Genomic DNA, 19,349 nt, shown 5'->3' on the forward strand with positions numbered 1-19,349 from the left:
AAGCCTGCCAAATAACCGTGGATGGGAACCCATACATGAACACAACCAGCAGTACCGCCTATAACTACAAGGTGGTCCGCCAATTCGCCATCATGACGGTGGTGTGGGGAATCGTCGGGATGGGGCTCGGCGTCTTCATCGCCGCCCAGCTCGCCTGGCCCTCCCTCAACTTCGACCTCCCCTGGACCAGCTTCGGCCGCCTGCGCCCCCTGCATACCAATGCGGTGATCTTCGCCTTCGGCGGCTGTGCGCTGTTCGCCACCTCCTATTATTCGGTGCAACGCACCTGCCAGACCACCCTGTTCGCACCGGGCCTGGCCGCGTTCACCTTCTGGGGCTGGCAACTGGTGATCCTGCTGGCGGCCATCAGCCTGCCGCTGGGCTACACCAGCTCCAAGGAATACGCCGAACTGGAATGGCCGATCGACATCCTGATCACCATCGTCTGGGTGAGCTACGCCATCGTGTTCTTCGGCACGCTGATGAAGCGCAACACCAAGCACATCTACGTCGGTAACTGGTTCTTCGGCGGCTTCATCCTCACCGTGGCGATGCTGCACGTCGTCAACAACCTGGAACTGCCCGTCAGCCTGACCAAGTCCTACTCGGTCTATGCCGGCGCCACCGATGCCATGGTGCAGTGGTGGTACGGCCACAACGCCGTGGGCTTCTTCCTGACCGCAGGCTTCCTGGGGATGATGTACTACTACGTGCCCAAGCAGGCCGAACGCCCGGTGTATTCCTATCGCCTGTCGATCGTGCACTTCTGGGCGCTGATCACCCTGTACATCTGGGCCGGCCCGCACCACCTGCACTACACCGCCCTGCCAGACTGGGCGCAGTCGCTGGGCATGGTGATGTCGCTGATCCTGCTGGCACCAAGCTGGGGCGGCATGATCAACGGCATGATGACCCTGTCCGGCGCCTGGCACAAACTGCGCAGCGACCCGATCCTGCGTTTCCTGGTGGTGTCGCTGGCGTTCTACGGCATGTCCACCTTCGAAGGCCCGATGATGGCCATCAAGACGGTCAACGCCCTGTCCCACTACACCGACTGGACCATCGGCCACGTGCACGCCGGCGCCCTCGGCTGGGTGGCGATGATCTCGATCGGCGCGCTGTACCACACCATCCCGAAAGTGTTCGGCAAGGAGCGCATGTACAGCATCGGCCTGATCAACGCGCACTTCTGGCTGGCCACCATCGGCACCGTGCTGTACATCGCCTCGATGTGGGTCAACGGCATCGCCCAGGGCCTGATGTGGCGCGCGGTCAACAGCGACGGCACGCTCACCTACTCGTTCGTGGAAACCCTGGTGGCCAGCCACCCAGGCTTCATCGTGCGCTTCGTCGGCGGTGCGATCTTCCTCAGCGGCATGTTCCTGATGGCCTGGAACACCTGGCGCACCGTGCGTTCGCCGGCGCTCGATGTCGCCCCTGCGAACGCCCAGCTGGCTTGAGGAGACCTGCCTGATGAAACATGAAGTCATCGAGAAAAACGTCGGCCTGCTGGCCCTGCTGATGGTGTTCGCCGTCAGCATCGGCGGCCTGACCCAGATCGTCCCGTTGTTCTTCCAGGACGTCACCAACAAGCCGGTGGAAGGCATGAAGCCCTACACCGCGCTGCAGCTGGAAGGCCGCGATATCTACATCCGTGAAGGCTGCGTAGGCTGCCACTCGCAGATGATCCGCCCGTTCCGCGCCGAAACCGAGCGCTATGGCCACTACTCGGTGGCTGGTGAAAGCGTGTGGGACCACCCGTTCCTGTGGGGCTCCAAGCGTACCGGGCCGGACCTGGCCCGGGTCGGTGGCCGCTACTCGGACGACTGGCACCGTGCGCACCTGTACAACCCGCGCAACGTGGTACCGGAGTCGAAGATGCCGTCGTACCCATGGCTGGTCGCCCAGCAGGTCGACAACAGCCATACCGACACCAAGATGCGCACCCTGCGCACCCTGGGCGTGCCGTACACCGACGATGACATCGCCGGGGCCCGCGACGCGGTCAAGGGCAAGACCGAGATGGACGCCCTGGTCGCCTACCTGCAGGTGCTCGGCACCGCGATCAAGAACAAGAGGTGAATGCGATGGGAATGGACATCGGCATGATCCGCGGCCTGGGCACACTGGTGGTGATGATCGCCTTCATCGGCCTCACCCTGTGGGTATTCAACCGCCGCCGCGACCGTGATTTCGCCGAAGCGCGCCTGCTGCCCTTCGTCGACGACCGCCTGCCCTCTGCCGGACAGGAACCTGCTGCAAAAAGGAGTAACGGGCAATGACCACCTTCTGGAGTACGTACATCTGCGTACTGACCATCGGTAGCCTGATTGGCCTGACCTGGCTGCTGCTCGCCACCCGCAAGGGCCAGAGCAGCAACACCACCGACCAGACCATGGGCCACAGCTTCGACGGCATCGAGGAATACGACAACCCGCTGCCCAAGTGGTGGTTCTGGCTGTTCGTCGGCACCCTGGTGTTCTCGGTCGGCTACCTGATCCTCTATCCGGGCCTGGGCAACTGGAAGGGCATCCTGCCGGGCTATGAAAATGGCTGGACTGGCGCCAACGAATGGCAGAAGGAGATGGAGAAGGCCGACGCCAAGTTCGGTCCGATCTTCGCCAAGTACGCCGCCATGCCCGTGGAAGAAGTAGCCAAGGACCCGCAGGCGCTGAAAATGGGCAGCCGCCTGTTCGCCTCCAACTGCTCGGTGTGCCACGGCTCGGACGCCAAGGGTGCCTATGGCTTCCCCAACCTCACCGACAAGGACTGGCGCTGGGGCGGCGAGGCGGAAACCATCAAGGCGTCGATCATGAACGGTCGTCACGGCGTGATGCCGGCCTGGGCCGAAGTGATCGGCGAGCAGGGCGTGGCGGATGTGGCCGCATTCGTGCTCACCAACCTCGATGGCCGCAGCCTGCCGGAAGGGGTCAAGGCTGACGCCGCCAAGGGCAAGGAGATCTTTGCCGGCAACTGCGTGGCCTGCCACGGACCTGAAGGCAAAGGCACCCCGGCCATGGGCGCACCAGACCTGACCCACCCGCAGGCGTTCATCTACGGTTCGAGCTTTGCCCAGCTGCAGCAGACCATTCGCTATGGTCGCCAGGGTCAGATGCCGGCGCAGGCGGAGATCCAGGGCAACGACAAGGTGCACCTGCTGGCGGCATACGTGTATAGCCTGTCGCAGGATGGTGCTGCTGAAACCGTGACTGCCAAGTAATACCGCCCAAGGGCCGCTTTGCGGCCCGTTCGCAGCACAAGGCTGCTCCTACAAGGGTACCGCGCAAGATTACGCCACCCTGTAGGAGCAGCCTTGTGCTGCGAACGGGCTGCAAAGCAGCCCCTCTCCCCGCTCTACCCCTCCTTGCACCCCCTCCGAACACAACTAAGCTTGTTGCCTCAGTGGGCCTCGCTCCGAAAGGACCGAAGCAGACGCGGCGCGTAGCCTGTCGCCGTCCCGATAAAAAGCTTGACCGATCGATCAGAAAAAAGCGAAAAACGGTACACATTACAAATATTTATTTGTGTACAATCGTCCAGACCCGATCGCTGCGGGACATCAGTGAACGGGCTCGGGCACGGGTCGGCGTACCAAAGTTGCGTTGCAGTAACCCCGGTGGTTATCAATACTGGCGCCGATTTTTCGACCAACAAGAACATCAAAACCGTGGAACCTTAGCAATGAGCACAGCAATCAGTCCGACTGCTTATAACTATAAGGTCGTCCGCCAGTTCGCCATCATGACGGTGGTCTGGGGGATCCTTGGCATGGGCCTCGGCGTCTTCATCGCCTCGCAGCTGGTATGGCCGCAACTGAACCTGGACCTGCCCTGGACCAGCTTCGGCCGCCTGCGCCCGCTGCACACCAACCTGGTGATCTTCGCCTTCGGGGGCTGTGCGCTGTTCGGCACCAGCTACTACGTGGTGCAGCGCACCTGCCAGACCCGGCTGATCTCCGACAGCATGGCCGCCTTCACCTTCTGGGGTTGGCAGGCAGTGATCGTCGGGGCGCTGATCACCCTGCCGATGGGCTACACCACCACCAAGGAGTACGCCGAGCTCGAGTGGCCGCTGGCGATCCTGCTGGCCATCGTCTGGGTCACCTACGGGTTGGTGTTCTTCGGCACCATCGTCAAACGCAAGACCAAGCACATCTATGTCGGCAACTGGTTCTACGGCGCCTTCATCGTGGTTACCGCGATGCTGCACATCGTCAACCACATCTCGCTGCCGGTAAGCCTGTTCAAGTCGTACTCGGCCTACTCCGGCGCCACCGACGCGATGATCCAGTGGTGGTACGGCCACAACGCCGTGGGCTTCTTCCTGACCACCGGCTTCCTGGGGATGATGTACTACTTCGTACCGAAGCAGGCCGAACGCCCGATCTACTCGTATCGCCTGTCTATCGTGCACTTCTGGGCACTGATCACCCTGTACATCTGGGCCGGTCCGCACCACCTGCACTACACCGCCCTGCCTGACTGGGCGCAGTCGCTGGGCATGGTGATGTCGATCATCCTGCTGGCGCCAAGCTGGGGCGGCATGATCAACGGCATGATGACCCTGTCCGGTGCCTGGCACAAACTGCGCACCGACCCGATCCTGCGCTTCCTGGTGGTGTCGCTGGCGTTCTACGGCATGTCCACCTTCGAAGGCCCGATGATGGCCATCAAGACCGTGAACTCGCTGTCGCACTACACCGACTGGACCATCGGCCACGTCCACGCCGGCGCCCTCGGCTGGGTGGCGATGATCTCGATCGGCGCCGTGTACCACATGATCCCGCGCCTGTATGGCCGCGAGCAGATGCACAGCGTCGGCCTGATCAACGCGCACTTCTGGCTGGCTACCATCGGTACCGTGCTGTACATCGCCTCGATGTGGGTAAACGGCATCACCCAGGGCCTGATGTGGCGCGCCATCAACGACGACGGCACCCTCACCTACTCCTTCGTCGAAGCCCTGCAGGCCAGCCACCCTGGCTATATCGTCCGCGCCCTGGGCGGTGCGTTCTTCGCCACCGGCATGCTGCTGATGGCCTACAACGTGTTCCGTACCGTACGTGCCGCCAACCCGGCACAGGCTGAGGAAGCCGCCAAGATCGTCGTCGTGGGAGCGCACTGATGAAGCATGAAGCCGTCGAGAAGAACATAGGCCTGCTGGCCTTCTTCATGGTCATCGCCGTGAGCGTCGGTGGCCTGACCCAGATCGTCCCGCTGTTTTTTCAGGACGTCACCAACAAACCCGTGGAAGGCATGAAGCCGCGCACCGCGCTGGAGCTTGAAGGCCGCGATATCTATATCCGCGAAGGCTGCGTGGGCTGCCACTCGCAGATGATCCGCCCGTTCCGTGCCGAAACCGAGCGCTACGGCCACTACTCGGTGGCTGGCGAGAGCGTGTGGGACCACCCGTTCCTGTGGGGCTCCAAGCGTACCGGGCCGGACCTGGCGCGGGTCGGTGGCCGCTACTCCGATGACTGGCACCGTGCGCACCTGTACAACCCGCGCAACGTGGTACCGGAATCGAAGATGCCGTCGTACCCGTGGCTGGTCGAGCACAAGCTCGACGGCAAGGACACCGCGAAGAAGATGGAAGTGCTGCGCACCCTCGGCGTGCCATACACCGACGCCGACATCGCCGGGGCCCGCGACGCGGTCAAGGGCAAGACCGAAATGGACGCCATCGTCGCGTACCTGCAGGGTCTTGGCACCATCATCAAGAGCAAACGGTGACGCTGATGGATATCGGGATGATTCGCGGCCTGGGCACCGTCGTGGTGATGGTGGCCTTCGTGGGCCTGGCGCTGTGGGTGTTCAACCCACGGCGCAAGAAGGACTTCGACGAAGCGACCCAACTGCCCTTCGCGGATGACCCCGAGGCCTGCCGCCACGTCGAGCAAGAGCACGCAAAAGCTTCTGGGAGCAAAAAACAATGACAACCTTCTGGAGTCTGTACGTTACCGTCCTGACCCTGGGCACCATCTTCTCGTTGACCTGGCTGCTGCTGTCGACCCGCAAGGGCCAGCGCGAAGAGGTCACCGACGAAACCGTCGGGCATGCCTTCGATGGCATCGAGGAGTACGACAACCCGCTGCCGAAATGGTGGTTCTGGCTGTTCGTCGGCACCATCATCTTCGCCCTCGGCTACCTGGTGCTGTACCCGGGCCTGGGCAACTGGAAAGGCGTCCTGCCAGGCTACTCATACCTGGATAACGACAAGCAGACCGAGTTTTCCAACGGCCAGCCGGGCTGGACCGGCGTGCACGAGTGGGAAAAGGAAATGGCCAAGGCCGACGCCCGCTTCGGGCCGATCTTCGCCAAGTTCGCCGCCATGCCCATCACCGAGGTGGCCAAGGACCCGCAGGCCCTGAAGATGGGCGCGCGGCTGTTCGCTTCCAACTGCTCGGTGTGCCACGGCTCCGACGCCAAAGGTGCCTATGGTTTCCCCAATCTTACCGACAACGACTGGCGCTGGGGCGGCGAGCCGGACACCATCAAGGCAACCATCATGGGCGGTCGCCACGGAGTGATGCCGGCCTGGGCCGAAGTGATCGGCGAGCAGAGCGTGGCCGACGTGGCTGCGTTCGTGGTCAGCAAGCTCGATGGCCGCACCCTGCCAGAGGGCGTGAAAGCCGATGCCGAAAACGGTCAGAAGATCTTCGCCGCCAACTGCGTGGCCTGCCACGGGCCCGAGGGCAAGGGCACGCCAGCCATGGGCGCGCCGAACCTGACCCATCCGCAGGCGTTCATCTACGGCTCGAGCTTTGCCCAGTTGCAACAGACCATCCGCTACGGTCGCCAGGGGCAGATGCCGGCCCAGGAGCAGCTGCAAGGGAATGACAAGGTGCACTTGCTGGCGGCTTATGTGTACAGCCTGTCGCAGCAGGACCAGGCACCGGCCAAGGCCGAGTAAGCAGGCCAGGCCTCTTCGCGGGTAAACCCGCTCCCACAGGTACTGCGCTCGCGTCAGGATCTGTGCGATCCCTGTGGGAGCGGGTTCACCCGCGAAGAGGCCGGTACTGAAAACACATTTGTTGCAGGCCCCATGACCTGGATCAATTGACACCTGCCATAACACGATTCATACCACGAACCCAACGCGACTAAAGGTCGCAGTGCAGCCCCATACTGCCATCAGCGGCGTATCATGGGCCGCAGAGCGCTAGCAGATTGCGCGAGACTGCGGCCGGCATGCACTGGCTGCGGCACTTCTCCACTGCCGTGGGACTTGATGATGAGCAAGCAAATTCCGGTACATGACGTCACCCCGCCTGCCAACAAAGGGAAGGATTCCGTCGACCTCTACGCCTCCCGGGAAAAGATCTACACCCGCGCTTTCACCGGCCTGTTCCGACGCCTGCGCATGGTCGGCGGGGCTGTGCTGTTCCTGCTGTACTTTGGCACGGTGTGGTTGAACTGGGGCGGCCACCAGGCCGTGTGGTGGAACTTGCCCGAGCGCAAGTTCTACATCTTCGGCGCTACCATCTGGCCGCAAGACTTCATATTGCTCTCGGGCATCCTCATCGTTGCCGCCTTCGGCCTGTTCTTCATCACCGTGTTCGCCGGCCGGGTATGGTGCGGCTACACCTGCCCGCAAAGCGTGTGGACATGGATATTCATGTGGTGCGAGAAGGTCACCGAGGGCGACCGCAACCAGCGCATGAAACTCGACAAAGCCCCCATGAGCGGCAACAAGTTCCTGCGCAAGTTCGCCAAGCACAGCCTGTGGCTGCTGATCGGTTTCGTCACCGGCATGACCTTCGTCGGCTATTTCTCGCCGATCCGTGAACTGGCCATCGAATTCTTTACCGGCCAAGCCGACGGCTGGGCCTACTTCTGGGTCGGCTTCTTCACCCTCGCCACCTACGGCAACGCCGGCTGGCTGCGCGAGCAGGTGTGCGTGTACATGTGCCCCTACGCGCGCTTCCAGAGTGTGATGTTCGACAAGGACACGCTGATTGTTTCCTACGACCCGCGTCGTGGCGAAACCCGCGGCCCGCGCAAAAAGGACCTGGACTACAAGGCCGCAGGCCTGGGCGACTGCATCGACTGCACCATGTGCGTGCAGGTCTGCCCCACCGGCATCGATATACGTGACGGCCTGCAGATCGAGTGCATCGGCTGCGCCGCGTGCATCGATGCCTGTGACAACATCATGGACAAGATGAATTACCCAAGGGGGCTGATCAGCTACACCACCGAGCACAACCTGTCCGGGCAGAAGACCCACATGCTGCGCCCGCGCCTGATCGGCTATGCCGTGGTACTGCTGGTGATGATGGTCGGCCTGGCCACCGCCTTCGCCACCCGTTCGCTGGTCGGTTTCGACGTCAGCAAGGACCGCGTGCTGTACCGCGAGAACGCCCAGGGCCGGATCGAGAACGTGTATAGCCTGAAGGTGATGAACAAGGACCAGCGTGACCACGTCTACGTGCTGGACGCCACCGGCCTGCCGGACCTGAAGCTTGAAGGCCAGCGCGAGATCCGCGTAGACGCTGGTGATATCGTCAGCCTGCCGGTGCAGCTGTCGATCGCGCCCGAGAAACTGCCATCGACCACCAACGAAATTACCTTCATCCTCAAGAGCGCCGATGACAGCGACGCCCAGGTTGAAGCCAAGAGCCGCTTCATCGGCCCACAGATCCGCTAAGAGAGATAACCCACAATGCCTGCCACCGCCGCCAGCCCCTGGTACAAGCACCTCTGGCCCTGGATCATCATCGGCATTCTCGCCACCTCGGTGTGCCTGAGCCTGACCATGGTCAGCATCGCCGTGCACAACCCGGACAATCTGGTGAACGACAACTACTACGAGGCTGGCAAGGGCATCAACCGCTCGCTGGACCGAGAACTGCTGGCGCAGACGCTGGGCCTGAAGGCCGGCGTGCACCTGGACGAGCTGACCGGCGAAGTGGACGTGCGCCTGACCGGCAACAGCGACCCGCAGAGCCTGGAGCTGAACCTGATCTCGCCAACCCAGCCGGAGAAAGACCGCAAGGTACTGTTGAGCCGGGTCGAGGCTGGGCGCTATGTGGGGCAGCTGGAGGACAAGGTTGACGGGCGGCGCTTCGTTGAGCTGCTGGGTAGCGAAGGTGGCCAGGTTTGGCGCTTGTTCGAGGAAGAAAAGGTGGAGCATGGTGTGACCTTGCAGCTGGGTGATGAAGCACTGCAAGGTGCCGAGCACCAATAATCGCACCTCCGCCGCTCCTTGTAGGAGCGGGTTTACCCGCGAATGCGTCTAACCTGAAAACATCATTGCCTGATCTGACGCATTCGCGGGTGAACCCGCTCCCACAGGTGCCGTGCCCAACCAGCCGATTTGTGTAAGGCAATGATGTGATGACCCAGCCCACCCCCTGCTACCACTGCGCAATGCCCGTCCCCGCCGGCAGCCGCTTCACCGCCGTGGTCCTCGGCCAGCCCCGGCAGTTCTGCTGCCCCGGCTGCCAGGCAGTGGCCGAGTCGATCGTCGCCGGTGGACTGGAACACTACTACCAGCACCGCAGCGACAACAGCGCCAACCCCGAGGCCCTGCCCAGGCAGCTACAGGACGAACTGGCCCTCTACGACCGCAGCGACGTTCAGCAAACCTTCGTTCGCCATGCTGGCGACCTGGCCGAGACCACCCTGCTGGTCGAAGGCATCAGCTGCGCCGCCTGCGGCTGGCTGATCGAAAAGCACCTGCGTAACCTGCCCGGCGTCGCCGAGGCGCGCCTGAACCTGTCCAACCACCGCTTGCTGCTGAACTGGGATGACAAGCAACTGCCGCTCTCGCGCCTGCTCGCCGAGCTGCGCCAGATCGGTTACGCCGCCCACCCCTATCAGCCCGACCAGGCCGCCGAGCAACTGGCCCGCGAGAACCGCAGCGCCCTGCGCCGCCTGGGCGTGGCCGGGCTGCTGTGGTTCCAGGCGATGATGGCAACCATGGCCACCTGGCCGGAATTCAACATCGACCTGTCGCCCGAACTGCACACCATTCTGCGCTGGGTGGCGCTATTTCTCACCATCCCCATCGTGTTCTACAGCTGCGCACCGTTCTTCAAGGGCGCGGCACGCGACCTGCGTACCCGCCACCTGACCATGGACGTTTCGGTGTCGCTGGCCATTGGCCTGGCGTTCGGCGCCGGCATCTGGACCGCCATCACCGGCAGCGGCGAGCTGTATTTCGACACCGTGGGCATGTTCGCACTGTTCCTGCTCACTGGCCGTTACCTGGAGCGCCGCGCCCGCGAACGCACTGCCGCGGCCACTGCGCAGCTGGTCAACCTGCTGCCGGCCTCGTGCCTGCGCCTGGACGCCGTCGGCCGCAGTGAACGCATCCTGCTCAGGGAACTGCAGCGCGGTGACACGGTACAGGTGCTGCCAGGCGCGGTAATTCCCGCCGACGGGCGCATCGTCGAAGGGCGCTCCAGCGTCGATGAATCGTTGCTGACCGGTGAATACCTGCCGCAACCACGGCGAGTCGGCGAGCGGGTCACGGGCGGTACCCTGAACGTCGAAAGCACTCTGAACGTGGAAGTCGAAGCCCTCGGCCACGACTCGCGGTTGTCGGCCATCGTCCGCCTGCTGGAACGCGCCCAGACCGAAAAACCCCGCCTGGCCGAAATCGCCGACCGGGCCTCGCAGTGGTTCCTGCTGTTCTCGCTGCTGGCCGCCGCGGCCATCGGCCTGTGGTGGTGGCACCTGGACCCGACGCGGGCGTTCTGGATCGTGCTGGCCATGCTGGTAGCGACCTGCCCTTGCGCGCTGTCCCTGGCCACGCCAACGGCGCTTACCGCAGCCACTGGCACGTTGCACAAGCTCGGCCTGCTGGTGACCCGTGGCCATGTGCTGGAAGGCCTGAACCAGATCGACACGGTGATTTTCGACAAGACCGGAACGCTGACCGAAGGCCGCCTGACCTTGCGCAGCATTCGACCGCTCGGCAGCCTGCCCGCCGACCGCTGCCTGGCCCTGGCCGCAGCGCTGGAGAACCGCTCCGAACACCCCATCGCCCGTGCCTTCGGCCGCACCGCCACGCCTGCTGACGAGGTGCAGACCGTACCGGGCCTGGGCCTGGAAGGGCTGGTCGACGGCCAGCTCCTGCGCATTGGCCAGGCCACCTTCGTCTGCGCCCTGAGCGGCGCGGAAATCCCCGGTGTGCCAGAGCCGCGCGGCCAGTGGCTGCTACTGGGCGACCGCCAGGGCCCACTGGCCTGGTTCGGCCTGGACGACCGCCTGCGCGACGATGCCCCTGCCCTGCTGGCGGCCTGCAAGGCCCGTGGCTGGCGCACGCTGCTGCTGTCGGGCGACAGCTCGCCGATGGTCGCCGAAGTGGCCGCGCAGCTGGGCATCGACCAGGCCATCGGCGGCCTGCGCCCGGACGACAAACTGGACCGGCTGAAGGCGCTGCAGGCGGCCGGGCGCAAGGTGCTGATGCTGGGGGACGGGGTCAACGACGTGCCGGTACTGGCCGCCGCGGACATCAGCATCGCCATGGGCAGCGCCACCGACCTGGCCAAGACCAGCGCCGACGCCGTGCTGCTGTCCAACCGTTTGCAGGCGCTGGTACAGGCCTTCGAGCTGGCCCGCCGCACCCGCCGCAACATCCTCGAGAACCTGCTGTGGGCGACCCTGTATAATGGCCTGATGTTGCCGTTCGCCGCGCTCGGCTGGATCACCCCGGTATGGGCAGCCATCGGCATGTCGGTCAGTTCGCTGATCGTGGTGCTCAATGCCCTGCGCCTGACCCGCCTGCCCCCGGCTTCGGGTTTGCCATCGACCGAAGCGCCCCTGCCTGGGAGGAAGTCGCCATGCCCGCCCTCTATGTCATGATCCCCGCGGCCCTGCTGCTGGTCGGCGTGGCCGTGTACATCTTCTTCTGGGCGGTGGACAGCGGCCAGTACGACGACCTGGAAAGCCCTGCCCACAGCATCCTGTTCGACGACCAGGACCCGCGCCATCAGGCGGCGGTGAAGCCTGACGACAGCAAGGCCGACACCGACAAGGAAAACCCGCCCCGTGCCTGACCTGCTGCCCCTGCTGGGCTCGGCGTTGATCCTCGGTTTGCTCGGCGGCGGCCACTGCCTGGGCATGTGCGGCGGCCTGATGGGCGCGCTGACCCTTGCCATCCCGCCTGAACAACGTGGTCGGCGCATGCGCCTGCTGCTCGCGTACAACCTTGGCCGCATTCTCAGTTATGCCTGTGCCGGCCTGCTGCTGGGCCTGGCCGGCTGGGCCGTGGCCAGCAGCCCGGCTGCGCTGGCACTGCGGGTGGTGGCGGCGCTGCTGTTGATCGCCATGGGGCTGTACCTGGCCGGCTGGTGGAGCGGGCTGACCCGCATCGAGGCGCTGGGCCGGGGACTGTGGCGGCATATTCAGCCAGTGGCGTCGCGCTTGCTGCCGGTGTCCAGCATGCCCCGGGCGTTGCTGCTGGGGGCCTTGTGGGGATGGTTGCCATGCGGGTTGGTGTACAGCACCTTGCTGTGGGCGGCCAGTCAGGGCAATGCCGGGTACAGCGCGGCGCTGATGCTGGCGTTCGGCGTGGGGACCTGGCCGGTGCTACTGGCCACGGGGCTGGCGGCTGAGCGAGTAAACCGGTTGTTGAAACGGCGCAGTGTGCGGGTGGCTGGCGGGGTGCTGGTGATGCTGTTTGGGGTATGGACCTTGCCCGGGCCGCATCAGCATTGGTTGATGGGGCATTGATGGGGGCCGCCGTGCGGCCCTTCGCGGGCATGCCCGCTCCCACAGGGCCCTGCGAACGGCTGATAGCAGCCCCTATGCCCTTGATACAAATCAACACCGGTTCCTGCAGACAGCCATAGACTCCGGGGCACTGCTGCTCTTTCCGGGGACCACCCTCATGCTCGACGACCTACGTTGGGATACCGACCTGATCCGCCGCTACGACCTGGCCGGGCCTCGCTACACCTCCTACCCGACCGCCGTGCAACTGCACAGCGAAGTGGGCTCGTTCGACCTGCTCCACGCCCTGCGCGAGAGCCGTCGGGCCGTGCGCCCGCTGTCGCTGTACGTGCACGTGCCGTTCTGCGCCAACATCTGCTATTACTGCGCCTGCAACAAGGTCATCACCAAGGACCGCGCCCGCGCTGCGCCCTACCTGCAGCGCCTGGAGCAGGAAATCCAGCTGATCGCCTGCCACCTCGATCCCAAGCAGCGTGTCGAGCAGTTGCACTTCGGCGGCGGCACGCCAACCTTCCTCAGCCATGTGGAACTGCGCCAGCTGATGGCCACCCTACGCCAGCACTTCCACCTGCTGGACGACGACTCCGGCGACTACTGCATCGAGATCGACCCGCGCGAAGCCGACTGGTCGACCATGGGCCTGCTCCGCGAACTGGGCTTCAACCGCGTCAGCTTGGGCGTGCAGGACCTCGACCCAGCCGTGCAGCGCGCGGTCAACCGCCTGCAGAGCCTGGAGCAGACCCGCACCCTGATCGAAGCCGCGCGCACCCTGCAGTTCCGCTCGATCAACCTCGACCTGATCTACGGCCTGCCCAAGCAAACCCCGGAAGGCTTTGCCCGCACTGTCGAAGAAGTGATCCGCCTGCAACCCGACCGCCTGTCGGTGTTCAACTACGCCCACCTGCCCGAGCGCTTCATGCCGCAACGGCGCATCGACAGCAATGACCTGCCCAGCGCGGCCGCCAAGCTGGAGATGCTGCACGCCACCATCGACCAGCTGACCGCAGCCGGCTACCGCTACATCGGCATGGACCATTTCGCCCTGCCCGACGACGAGCTCGCCATCGCCCAGGAAGAAGGCACCCTGCAGCGCAACTTCCAGGGCTACACCACCCATGGGCACTGCGACCTGATCGGCCTGGGCGTGTCGGCCATCAGCCAGATCGGCGATCTGTACTGCCAGAACAGCAGCGACCTCAACACCTACCAGGACAGCCTGTCCAACGCCCAGCTGGCCACCCAGCGCGGCCTGCTGTGCAACCACGACGACCGTATCCGCCGTGCAGTGATCCAGCAACTGATCTGCCATTTCGAGCTCGATTTCGAGCCGATCGAACAAGCATTCACCATTGATTTTCGCGGCTACTTCAACGACCTCTGGCCAGAACTGCTGACCTTGCAGCGCGACGGCCTGATCCGCCTGGACGACAAAGGCATCCGCATCCTGCCGGCCGGCCGCCTGCTGGCGCGCTCGGTATGCATGGTGTTCGACGCTTACCTGGCGATGCACAACCGCCAGCGCTTCTCGCGGGTGATCTGAACCGAGTCGTTCAACCGCATGGACAAAGTTCCTTGCCAGGCACACCATGGGCACAGCGAAGGCCCCGGCGCACACCCGCCGGGGCTGGGCCAGCTCGCACCACAACAGCGCACGCTGGCCTACAACCTATGCCGTGAGTTACCCTTACGTCTTATGTGTGCTTTCCCACAAGGATCGAATGAAAATGTCCGAGCCAGTCAAACTGCGCCCACACAACCAGGCCCATTGCAAGGACTGCAGCCTGGCCCCCCTGTGCCTGCCTCTGTCGCTCAACCTGGAAGACATGGATGCACTGGATGAAATCGTCAAACGTGGGCGGCCGTTGAAAAAAGGCGAGTTCCTGTTCCGCCAGGGCGACAATTTCGGCTCGGTCTACGCGGTACGTTCCGGCGCGCTGAAAACCTTCAGCCTCAGCGACAGCGGCGAAGAGCAGATCACCGGCTTCCACCTGCCCAGCGAGCTGGTCGGCCTGTCGGGCATGGACACCGAAGCCTACCCGGTATCGGCCCAGGCCCAGGAAACTACCTCGGTGTGCGAAATCCCGTTCGAACGCCTCGACGAGCTGTCGGTGCAGCTGCCGCAGCTACGCCGCCAACTGATGCGGGTAATGAGCCGGGAAATCCGCGACGACCAGCAGATGATGCTGCTGCTGTCGAAAAAGACCGCCGACGAGCGTATAGCCACCTTCCTGGTCAACCTGTCGGCACGCTTCCGCGCCCGCGGCTATTCGGCCAACCAGTTCCGCCTGAGCATGTCGCGCAACGAAATCGGCAACTACCTGGGCCTGGCGGTGGAAACCGTGTCGCGGGTGTTCACCCGCTTCCAGCAGAATGGCCTGATCCGCGCCGAAGGCAAGGAAGTGCACATTCTCGACCCGATCCAGCTGTGCGCGCTGGCCGGTGGCGCGATGGAGGCCTGAGGCCGGCGTTTAGCGGGTATACTTGGGCATTCGTTTTCCCAGGATACCCGCAACAATGCACAGCGACGCCTTCGACCTCAAAGCCCTGATCCGCCCGGTAGTGGATTTCCCCAAACCGGGTGTGATCTTCCGCGATATCACCCCGCTGTTCCAGTCGCCGCGCGGGCTGCGCTATGTGGCCGACCAGTTCATCGAGCGCTATGTCGAAGCCGAGTTCAGCCACATCGGTGCCATGGATGCCCGGGGCTTCCTGATCGGCTCGATCATCGCGCACCAACTGAACAAGCCGCTGATCCTGTTCCGCAAGCAGGGCAAGCTGCCGGCTGATGTGCTGAGCGAGGGTTACCAGACCGAGTACGGCGAAGCCTTCCTGGAAGTGCACGCCGACAGCCTGTGCGAAGGGGATTCGGTGTTGATCTTCGATGACTTGATTGCTACGGGCGGTACGCTGCTGGCAGCGGCCAACCTGGTGCGCCGGACCGGTGCGCAGGTGTTCGAGGCGGCAGCGATCATCGATCTGCCGGAACTGGACGGGTCGCGCCGGCTGCAGGCGGCCGGGGTACCGACTTTCTGCCTGACCGAGTTTTCTCTTAGCGAGTACTGAGTTGGGTTTTGGGGCTGCTTTGCAGCCCATCGCGACACAAGGCCGCTCCTACAGAGACCGCGAATACCTGAATATTGCGCGGTGCCTGTAGGAGCGGCCTTGTGTCGCGATGGGCCGCAAAGCGGCCCCAACAATTCTGAATCAGAGCGAAATCGGCCGACGCCCCGCAAAGGCATGGGCCAAGGTCCCACCATCCACCAGCTCAAGCTCGCCGCCCAGCGGTACACCATGGGCAATCCGCGACGCCACCAGGCCCTTCTCGCTCAGCAACTGGGCAATGTAATGCGCCGTCGCCTCCCCTTCCACCGTCGGGTTGGTCGCCAGGATTACCTCGGTGAAGGTGCCCTGCTCCTCGATCCGCGCCATCAGCTGCGGAATCCCGATCGCCTCGGGCCCCAGCCCGTCCAGCGGCGACAAGTGGCCCTTGAGCACGAAGTAGCGACCACGGTAGCCGGTCTGCTCCACTGCATACACATCGGTCGGCCCTTCGACCACACACAACTGGGTATCGTCACGGCGCGTGTCGGCGCATTGCGGGCACAGCTCCTGCTCGGTCAGGGTACGGCACTGACGGCAATGCCCAACCCCTTCCATGGCCTGGGTCAAGGCCTGTGCCAGGCGCAGGCCACCGCTACGGTCACGCTCGAGCAGTTGCAGGGCCATGCGCTGGGCGGTTTTCTGGCCGACACCCGGGAGAATACGCAGGGCATCGATCAGTTGGCGGATGAGTGGGCTGAAGCTCATGGGAAAGGCCTGACAAATCAATAAGAGGCGGTTTATACCCAGCGGGGGCAGTGGCGTCAAATCAGCCATGCGCACATCGCAAGGCTTGCGCGGTCCCTGTAGGAGCGGCCTTGTGTCGCGATGGGGCGCGAAGCGGCCCCAGGTTATCAGCTTCTCAGCATGGATTGCCGGGGCTGCTGCGCAGCCCTTTCGCGACACAAGGCCGCTCCTACAAAGACCGCGCAGGCTGCAGGAACGCACAAAAAAACCGCCGCTGGTATCAGCGGCGGTTTTCGGTAACGCAAATGCCCTTAGAACGGCATCTTGAAGCCCGGCGGCAGCTGCATGCCGGCGGTCATGCTGCCCATCTTGTCCTGGCTGTTCTGCTCGACCTTGCGCACCGCGTCGTTCAGTGCCGCAGCGATCAGGTCTTCCAGCACTTCCTTGTCGTCTTCATCAGTCGACATCAGGCTCTGGTCGATGCTGACACGCTTGACGTCGTGACGACCGGTCATCACCACGCTCACCAGGCCACCACCGGACTGGCCGGTGACTTCGGCGTTGGCCAGCTCTTCCTGCATCTTCTGCATCTTTTCCTGCATCTGCTGGGCCTGCTTCATCAGGCCGGCCATGCCACCTTTCATCATGGGGGTATACCTCGATTGGGTCATGTGATGCGGCCCGGCACCGGGCCGGCCGCATGGTTATCCGTTACTGGCCCTGATTAACCAGGGCTTCTACAGGCTCAATAGTATCCTGCCGCACCTTGGCGCCGAACAACTTGATCATCTGCTGGATCAACGGATCCTGCTCGATCGAGGTGACTGCGTCCTGCTGGCGCTCGGCGCGTTTGCGCGCCGCCGCCTGGGCCGGGGTTTCCTGCTCGGGCAGGATCAGCTCGATGCGCAGGTTCAGCGTGCGCCCCAGGTGCTGGTTGAGCGCTTCGTTAAGGCGCCGTTGCTGGGTGGCGTTGAACAGCGCACCCTGGCCAGGGTCCAGGTGCAGCAACCAGTCGTCGCCATCGACGGCAATCAACGTACAGTTTGCCGCGATGTTGCCTGTCATCCCGGATACAGGCAACTGTGGGAATAATTCCAGCCATTGCAGGGCCAGGCCGGTGGCCGGCTTGGCTGCGAGCAGCGGTTCGGCTGCCGGCTTGGGTGCTTCTTCCTGGACGTGTTCGGCCAGTTCATCCAGGTAGCTGAAGCCGACTGGGTCGCTTTCGCCGCCGTAATAGTCTTCGTCCAGGGGCGGTTCATCGTCGCGGTCCATGCCCACGGCGGCATAGGCGGACGGGTCGAAGGGTGGCTCGTCATCGTGCGCCGGGGCGGCAGGTGCCGGCGTGGGCGCAGCGGCCGGTGCAGGAGCCGGCGCAGGCTCGGCCACTACCGGTGCGGGCGTTGGCGCGGGCTCTTCCCATGGCAGGTCAACCACCTCTGCCACGGGTTCTGGTGCTGGCTCAGGTTCACTGACCGGGGCAGGCTCAGCTGCCACCACAGGCTCGACAACCGGCTGTGGCGCTGGTTCGACCGGTGCGGGCGCCTGCACTTGCTGCTCGGCAACCGGTGCAACAGGCGCCACGACAGCAGCGGCCGGCGGCGCCACGGCAACCGCCGGCGCTGCCACCGGTGTTGCAGGATCAGCTGTGGCCTGGCTGATCCCCACTGGCTTTAGTACCGGCTTCGGCGCGTCGTCGGTGTCAGCGGGGCGGAACGCCAGCATGCGCAGCAGGACCATTTCGAAGCCGCCGCGCGGGTCCGGCGCAAGTGGCAGGTCACGGCGGCCGATCAGGCCCATCTGGTAATAGAACTGCACGTCCTCGGCTGGCAATGCCGAGGCCAGCGCCAGCACCCGCTCACGGTCGCCCTGGCCGTTGTCCACCGCTTCCGGCAGCGCCTGGGCAATGGCCACGCGGTGCAGCACATTGAGCATCTCGGCCAGCACGCCAGCCCAGTCCGGGCCCTGCTCGGCCAGGTTGCGCACGGCCTCGAGCAAGGCCCGGGCATCGCCTTCGAGCAGCGCCTGCAGCACCCCGTAGACTTGGCCATGATCAAGGCTGCCGAGCATGGCCCGCACATCGGCGGCCAGTACCTTGCCTTCGCCAAAGGCGATGGCCTGGTCGGTCAGGCTCATGGCGTCGCGCATCGAACCATCGGCCGCGCGCCCCAGCAGCCACAGGGCATCCGGCTCGAACGGCACGTTCTCGGCGGCCAGAACATGGCTGAGGTGCTCGACCACCCGCTCCGGGCTCATGTTCTTCAGCGAGAACTGCAGACAGCGCGACAGGATGGTGGCCGGCAGTTTCTGCGGGTCAGTGGTGGCGAGGATGAACTTGACGTAGGGCGGTGGCTCTTCCAGCGTCTTGAGCAAGGCGTTGAACGAGTGAGTCGAGAGCATGTGCACTTCGTCGATCAGGTAGACCTTGAAGCGCCCACGGCTCGGCGCGTACTGCACGTTATCGAGCAGTTCGCGGGTGTCCTCGACCTTGGTGCGGCTGGCGGCGTCGATCTCGATCAGGTCGACGAAACGGCCTTCGTCAATCTCCCGGCACACCGAACAGGTACCGCAGGGCGTTGAGGTGATGCCGGTTTCGCAGTTCAGGCACTTGGCGATGATACGGGCAATGGTCGTCTTGCCCACACCCCGGGTACCAGTGAACAGATAGGCATGGTGCAGGCGCTGGTTGTCCAAGGCATTGATCAAGGCCTTGAGCACATGGGTCTGGCCGACCATTTCGCGGAACGAGCGCGGACGCCATTTACGTGCAAGAACCTGATAACTCATCGAAAAACCATCGCAGCCTGATCGAGCGGAAGATCGCTAATGCTAGCGGAGCGGGGGCAAAATTGCACCCTGCGCAAGTCGTCTAAGCTTTGAAAC

At 64.0% G+C, this 19,349-nt stretch carries 19 protein-coding genes; 16 read left to right on the forward strand and 3 right to left on the reverse strand.

All coding sequences use genetic code 11. The annotated features are described in order from the left end of the window. The first annotated feature begins 35 nt into the window (after nt 1-35). The 16 genes from ccoN (RR51_RS19445) (at nt 36) to RR51_RS19520 (ending at nt 15,746) form a co-directional block, all read left to right on the forward strand. Nucleotides 36-1,460, forward strand: a complete 1,425-nt coding sequence (ccoN, locus tag RR51_RS19445) for a cytochrome-c oxidase, cbb3-type subunit I (RefSeq protein WP_013973491.1) — start codon at nt 36-38, stop codon at nt 1,458-1,460. Between the two features lie 13 nt (nt 1,461-1,473). Further along, nucleotides 1,474-2,082: a cytochrome-c oxidase, cbb3-type subunit II gene (gene ccoO / locus RR51_RS19450; RefSeq protein ID WP_013973492.1), complete on the forward strand. Its 609-nt coding sequence runs from the start codon at nt 1,474-1,476 to the stop codon at nt 2,080-2,082. 5 nt (nt 2,083-2,087) lie between these two features. Further along, entirely contained in the window at nt 2,088-2,282 is a 195-nt protein-coding gene (locus RR51_RS19455) for a cbb3-type cytochrome oxidase subunit 3 (protein ID WP_023661030.1), read from the forward strand. Next, nucleotides 2,279-3,220, forward strand: coding sequence for a cytochrome-c oxidase, cbb3-type subunit III (gene ccoP, locus RR51_RS19460; RefSeq protein WP_039614427.1), 942 nt, complete (start codon nt 2,279-2,281; stop codon nt 3,218-3,220). Before RR51_RS19455 ends, ccoP (RR51_RS19460) begins: the two co-directional genes overlap by 4 nt. A 461-nt stretch (nt 3,221-3,681) precedes the next feature. After that, the gene (ccoN, locus tag RR51_RS19465; protein ID WP_015271137.1) at nt 3,682-5,124 is read left to right on the forward strand and encodes a cytochrome-c oxidase, cbb3-type subunit I; all 1,443 of its coding nucleotides are present in this window, start codon (nt 3,682-3,684) and stop codon (nt 5,122-5,124) included. Then, nucleotides 5,124-5,732, forward strand: a complete 609-nt coding sequence (gene ccoO, locus RR51_RS19470; protein WP_013973496.1) for a cytochrome-c oxidase, cbb3-type subunit II — start codon at nt 5,124-5,126, stop codon at nt 5,730-5,732. The genes ccoN (RR51_RS19465) and ccoO (RR51_RS19470) overlap by 1 nt, the downstream gene beginning before the upstream one ends. A 5-nt stretch (nt 5,733-5,737) precedes the next feature. Further along, nucleotides 5,738-5,935 carry a CcoQ/FixQ family Cbb3-type cytochrome c oxidase assembly chaperone gene (locus RR51_RS19475; protein WP_015271138.1) on the forward strand — a complete coding sequence of 66 codons (198 nt, stop codon included), beginning with the start codon at nt 5,738-5,740 and terminating at the stop codon, nt 5,933-5,935. Continuing rightward, nucleotides 5,932-6,912 carry a cytochrome-c oxidase, cbb3-type subunit III gene (gene ccoP / locus RR51_RS19480; protein WP_039614428.1) on the forward strand — a complete coding sequence of 327 codons (981 nt, stop codon included), beginning with the start codon at nt 5,932-5,934 and terminating at the stop codon, nt 6,910-6,912. The genes RR51_RS19475 and ccoP (RR51_RS19480) overlap by 4 nt, the downstream gene beginning before the upstream one ends. 321 nt (nt 6,913-7,233) lie before the next feature. Further along, nucleotides 7,234-8,649, forward strand: a complete 1,416-nt coding sequence (gene ccoG / locus RR51_RS19485) for a cytochrome c oxidase accessory protein CcoG (RefSeq protein ID WP_015271140.1) — start codon at nt 7,234-7,236, stop codon at nt 8,647-8,649. A gap of 15 nt (nt 8,650-8,664) precedes the next feature. After that, the gene (locus tag RR51_RS19490; RefSeq protein WP_003259657.1) at nt 8,665-9,189 is read left to right on the forward strand and encodes a FixH family protein; all 525 of its coding nucleotides are present in this window, start codon (nt 8,665-8,667) and stop codon (nt 9,187-9,189) included. 149 nt (nt 9,190-9,338) lie between these two features. Continuing rightward, nucleotides 9,339-11,813 (forward strand): heavy metal translocating P-type ATPase, encoded by a 2,475-nt coding sequence (locus RR51_RS19495; RefSeq protein WP_039614429.1) that lies wholly within the window; start codon nt 9,339-9,341, stop codon nt 11,811-11,813. After that, a complete protein-coding gene (ccoS, locus tag RR51_RS19500; protein ID WP_013973501.1) occupies nt 11,792-12,007 on the forward strand; it encodes a cbb3-type cytochrome oxidase assembly protein CcoS in 216 nt (71 codons plus the stop codon). Before RR51_RS19495 ends, ccoS begins: the two co-directional genes overlap by 22 nt. Next, complete coding sequence (locus RR51_RS19505; protein ID WP_013973502.1) at nt 12,000-12,683, forward strand: sulfite exporter TauE/SafE family protein; 684 nt, start codon at nt 12,000-12,002, stop codon at nt 12,681-12,683. Before ccoS ends, RR51_RS19505 begins: the two co-directional genes overlap by 8 nt. Before the next feature lie 157 nt (nt 12,684-12,840). Then, nucleotides 12,841-14,223, forward strand: a complete 1,383-nt coding sequence (hemN, locus tag RR51_RS19510) for an oxygen-independent coproporphyrinogen III oxidase (protein ID WP_039614430.1) — start codon at nt 12,841-12,843, stop codon at nt 14,221-14,223. 184 nt (nt 14,224-14,407) lie between these two features. Further along, nucleotides 14,408-15,142 (forward strand): Crp/Fnr family transcriptional regulator FnrA, encoded by a 735-nt coding sequence (fnrA, locus tag RR51_RS19515; RefSeq protein WP_015271145.1) that lies wholly within the window; start codon nt 14,408-14,410, stop codon nt 15,140-15,142. A 55-nt stretch (nt 15,143-15,197) separates the two neighbouring features. Further along, nucleotides 15,198-15,746: an adenine phosphoribosyltransferase gene (locus RR51_RS19520; protein ID WP_009683910.1), complete on the forward strand. Its 549-nt coding sequence runs from the start codon at nt 15,198-15,200 to the stop codon at nt 15,744-15,746. Nucleotides 15,747-15,887: 141 nt separating this feature from the next. Here the strand turns inward: RR51_RS19520 and recR are convergent, their stop codons facing one another. The 3 genes from recR to dnaX all read right to left on the reverse strand — a co-directional run bounded on the left by recR (nt 15,888) and on the right by dnaX (nt 19,253). Continuing rightward, the gene (gene recR, locus RR51_RS19525; protein WP_003259670.1) at nt 15,888-16,490 is read right to left on the reverse strand and encodes a recombination mediator RecR; all 603 of its coding nucleotides are present in this window, start codon (nt 16,488-16,490) and stop codon (nt 15,888-15,890) included. A gap of 290 nt (nt 16,491-16,780) precedes the next feature. After that, complete coding sequence (locus RR51_RS19530) at nt 16,781-17,116, reverse strand: YbaB/EbfC family nucleoid-associated protein (protein ID WP_003259671.1); 336 nt, start codon at nt 17,114-17,116, stop codon at nt 16,781-16,783. 64 nt (nt 17,117-17,180) lie between these two features. Further along, the gene (dnaX, locus tag RR51_RS19535; RefSeq protein WP_039614431.1) at nt 17,181-19,253 is read right to left on the reverse strand and encodes a DNA polymerase III subunit gamma/tau; all 2,073 of its coding nucleotides are present in this window, start codon (nt 19,251-19,253) and stop codon (nt 17,181-17,183) included. Nucleotides 19,254-19,349: the final 96 nt, after the last annotated feature.

Origin of the sequence: Pseudomonas sp. C5pp, assembly GCF_000814065.1 — a bacterium.
Taxonomy (GTDB): Bacteria; Pseudomonadota; Gammaproteobacteria; order Pseudomonadales; family Pseudomonadaceae; genus Aquipseudomonas; species Aquipseudomonas asiatica.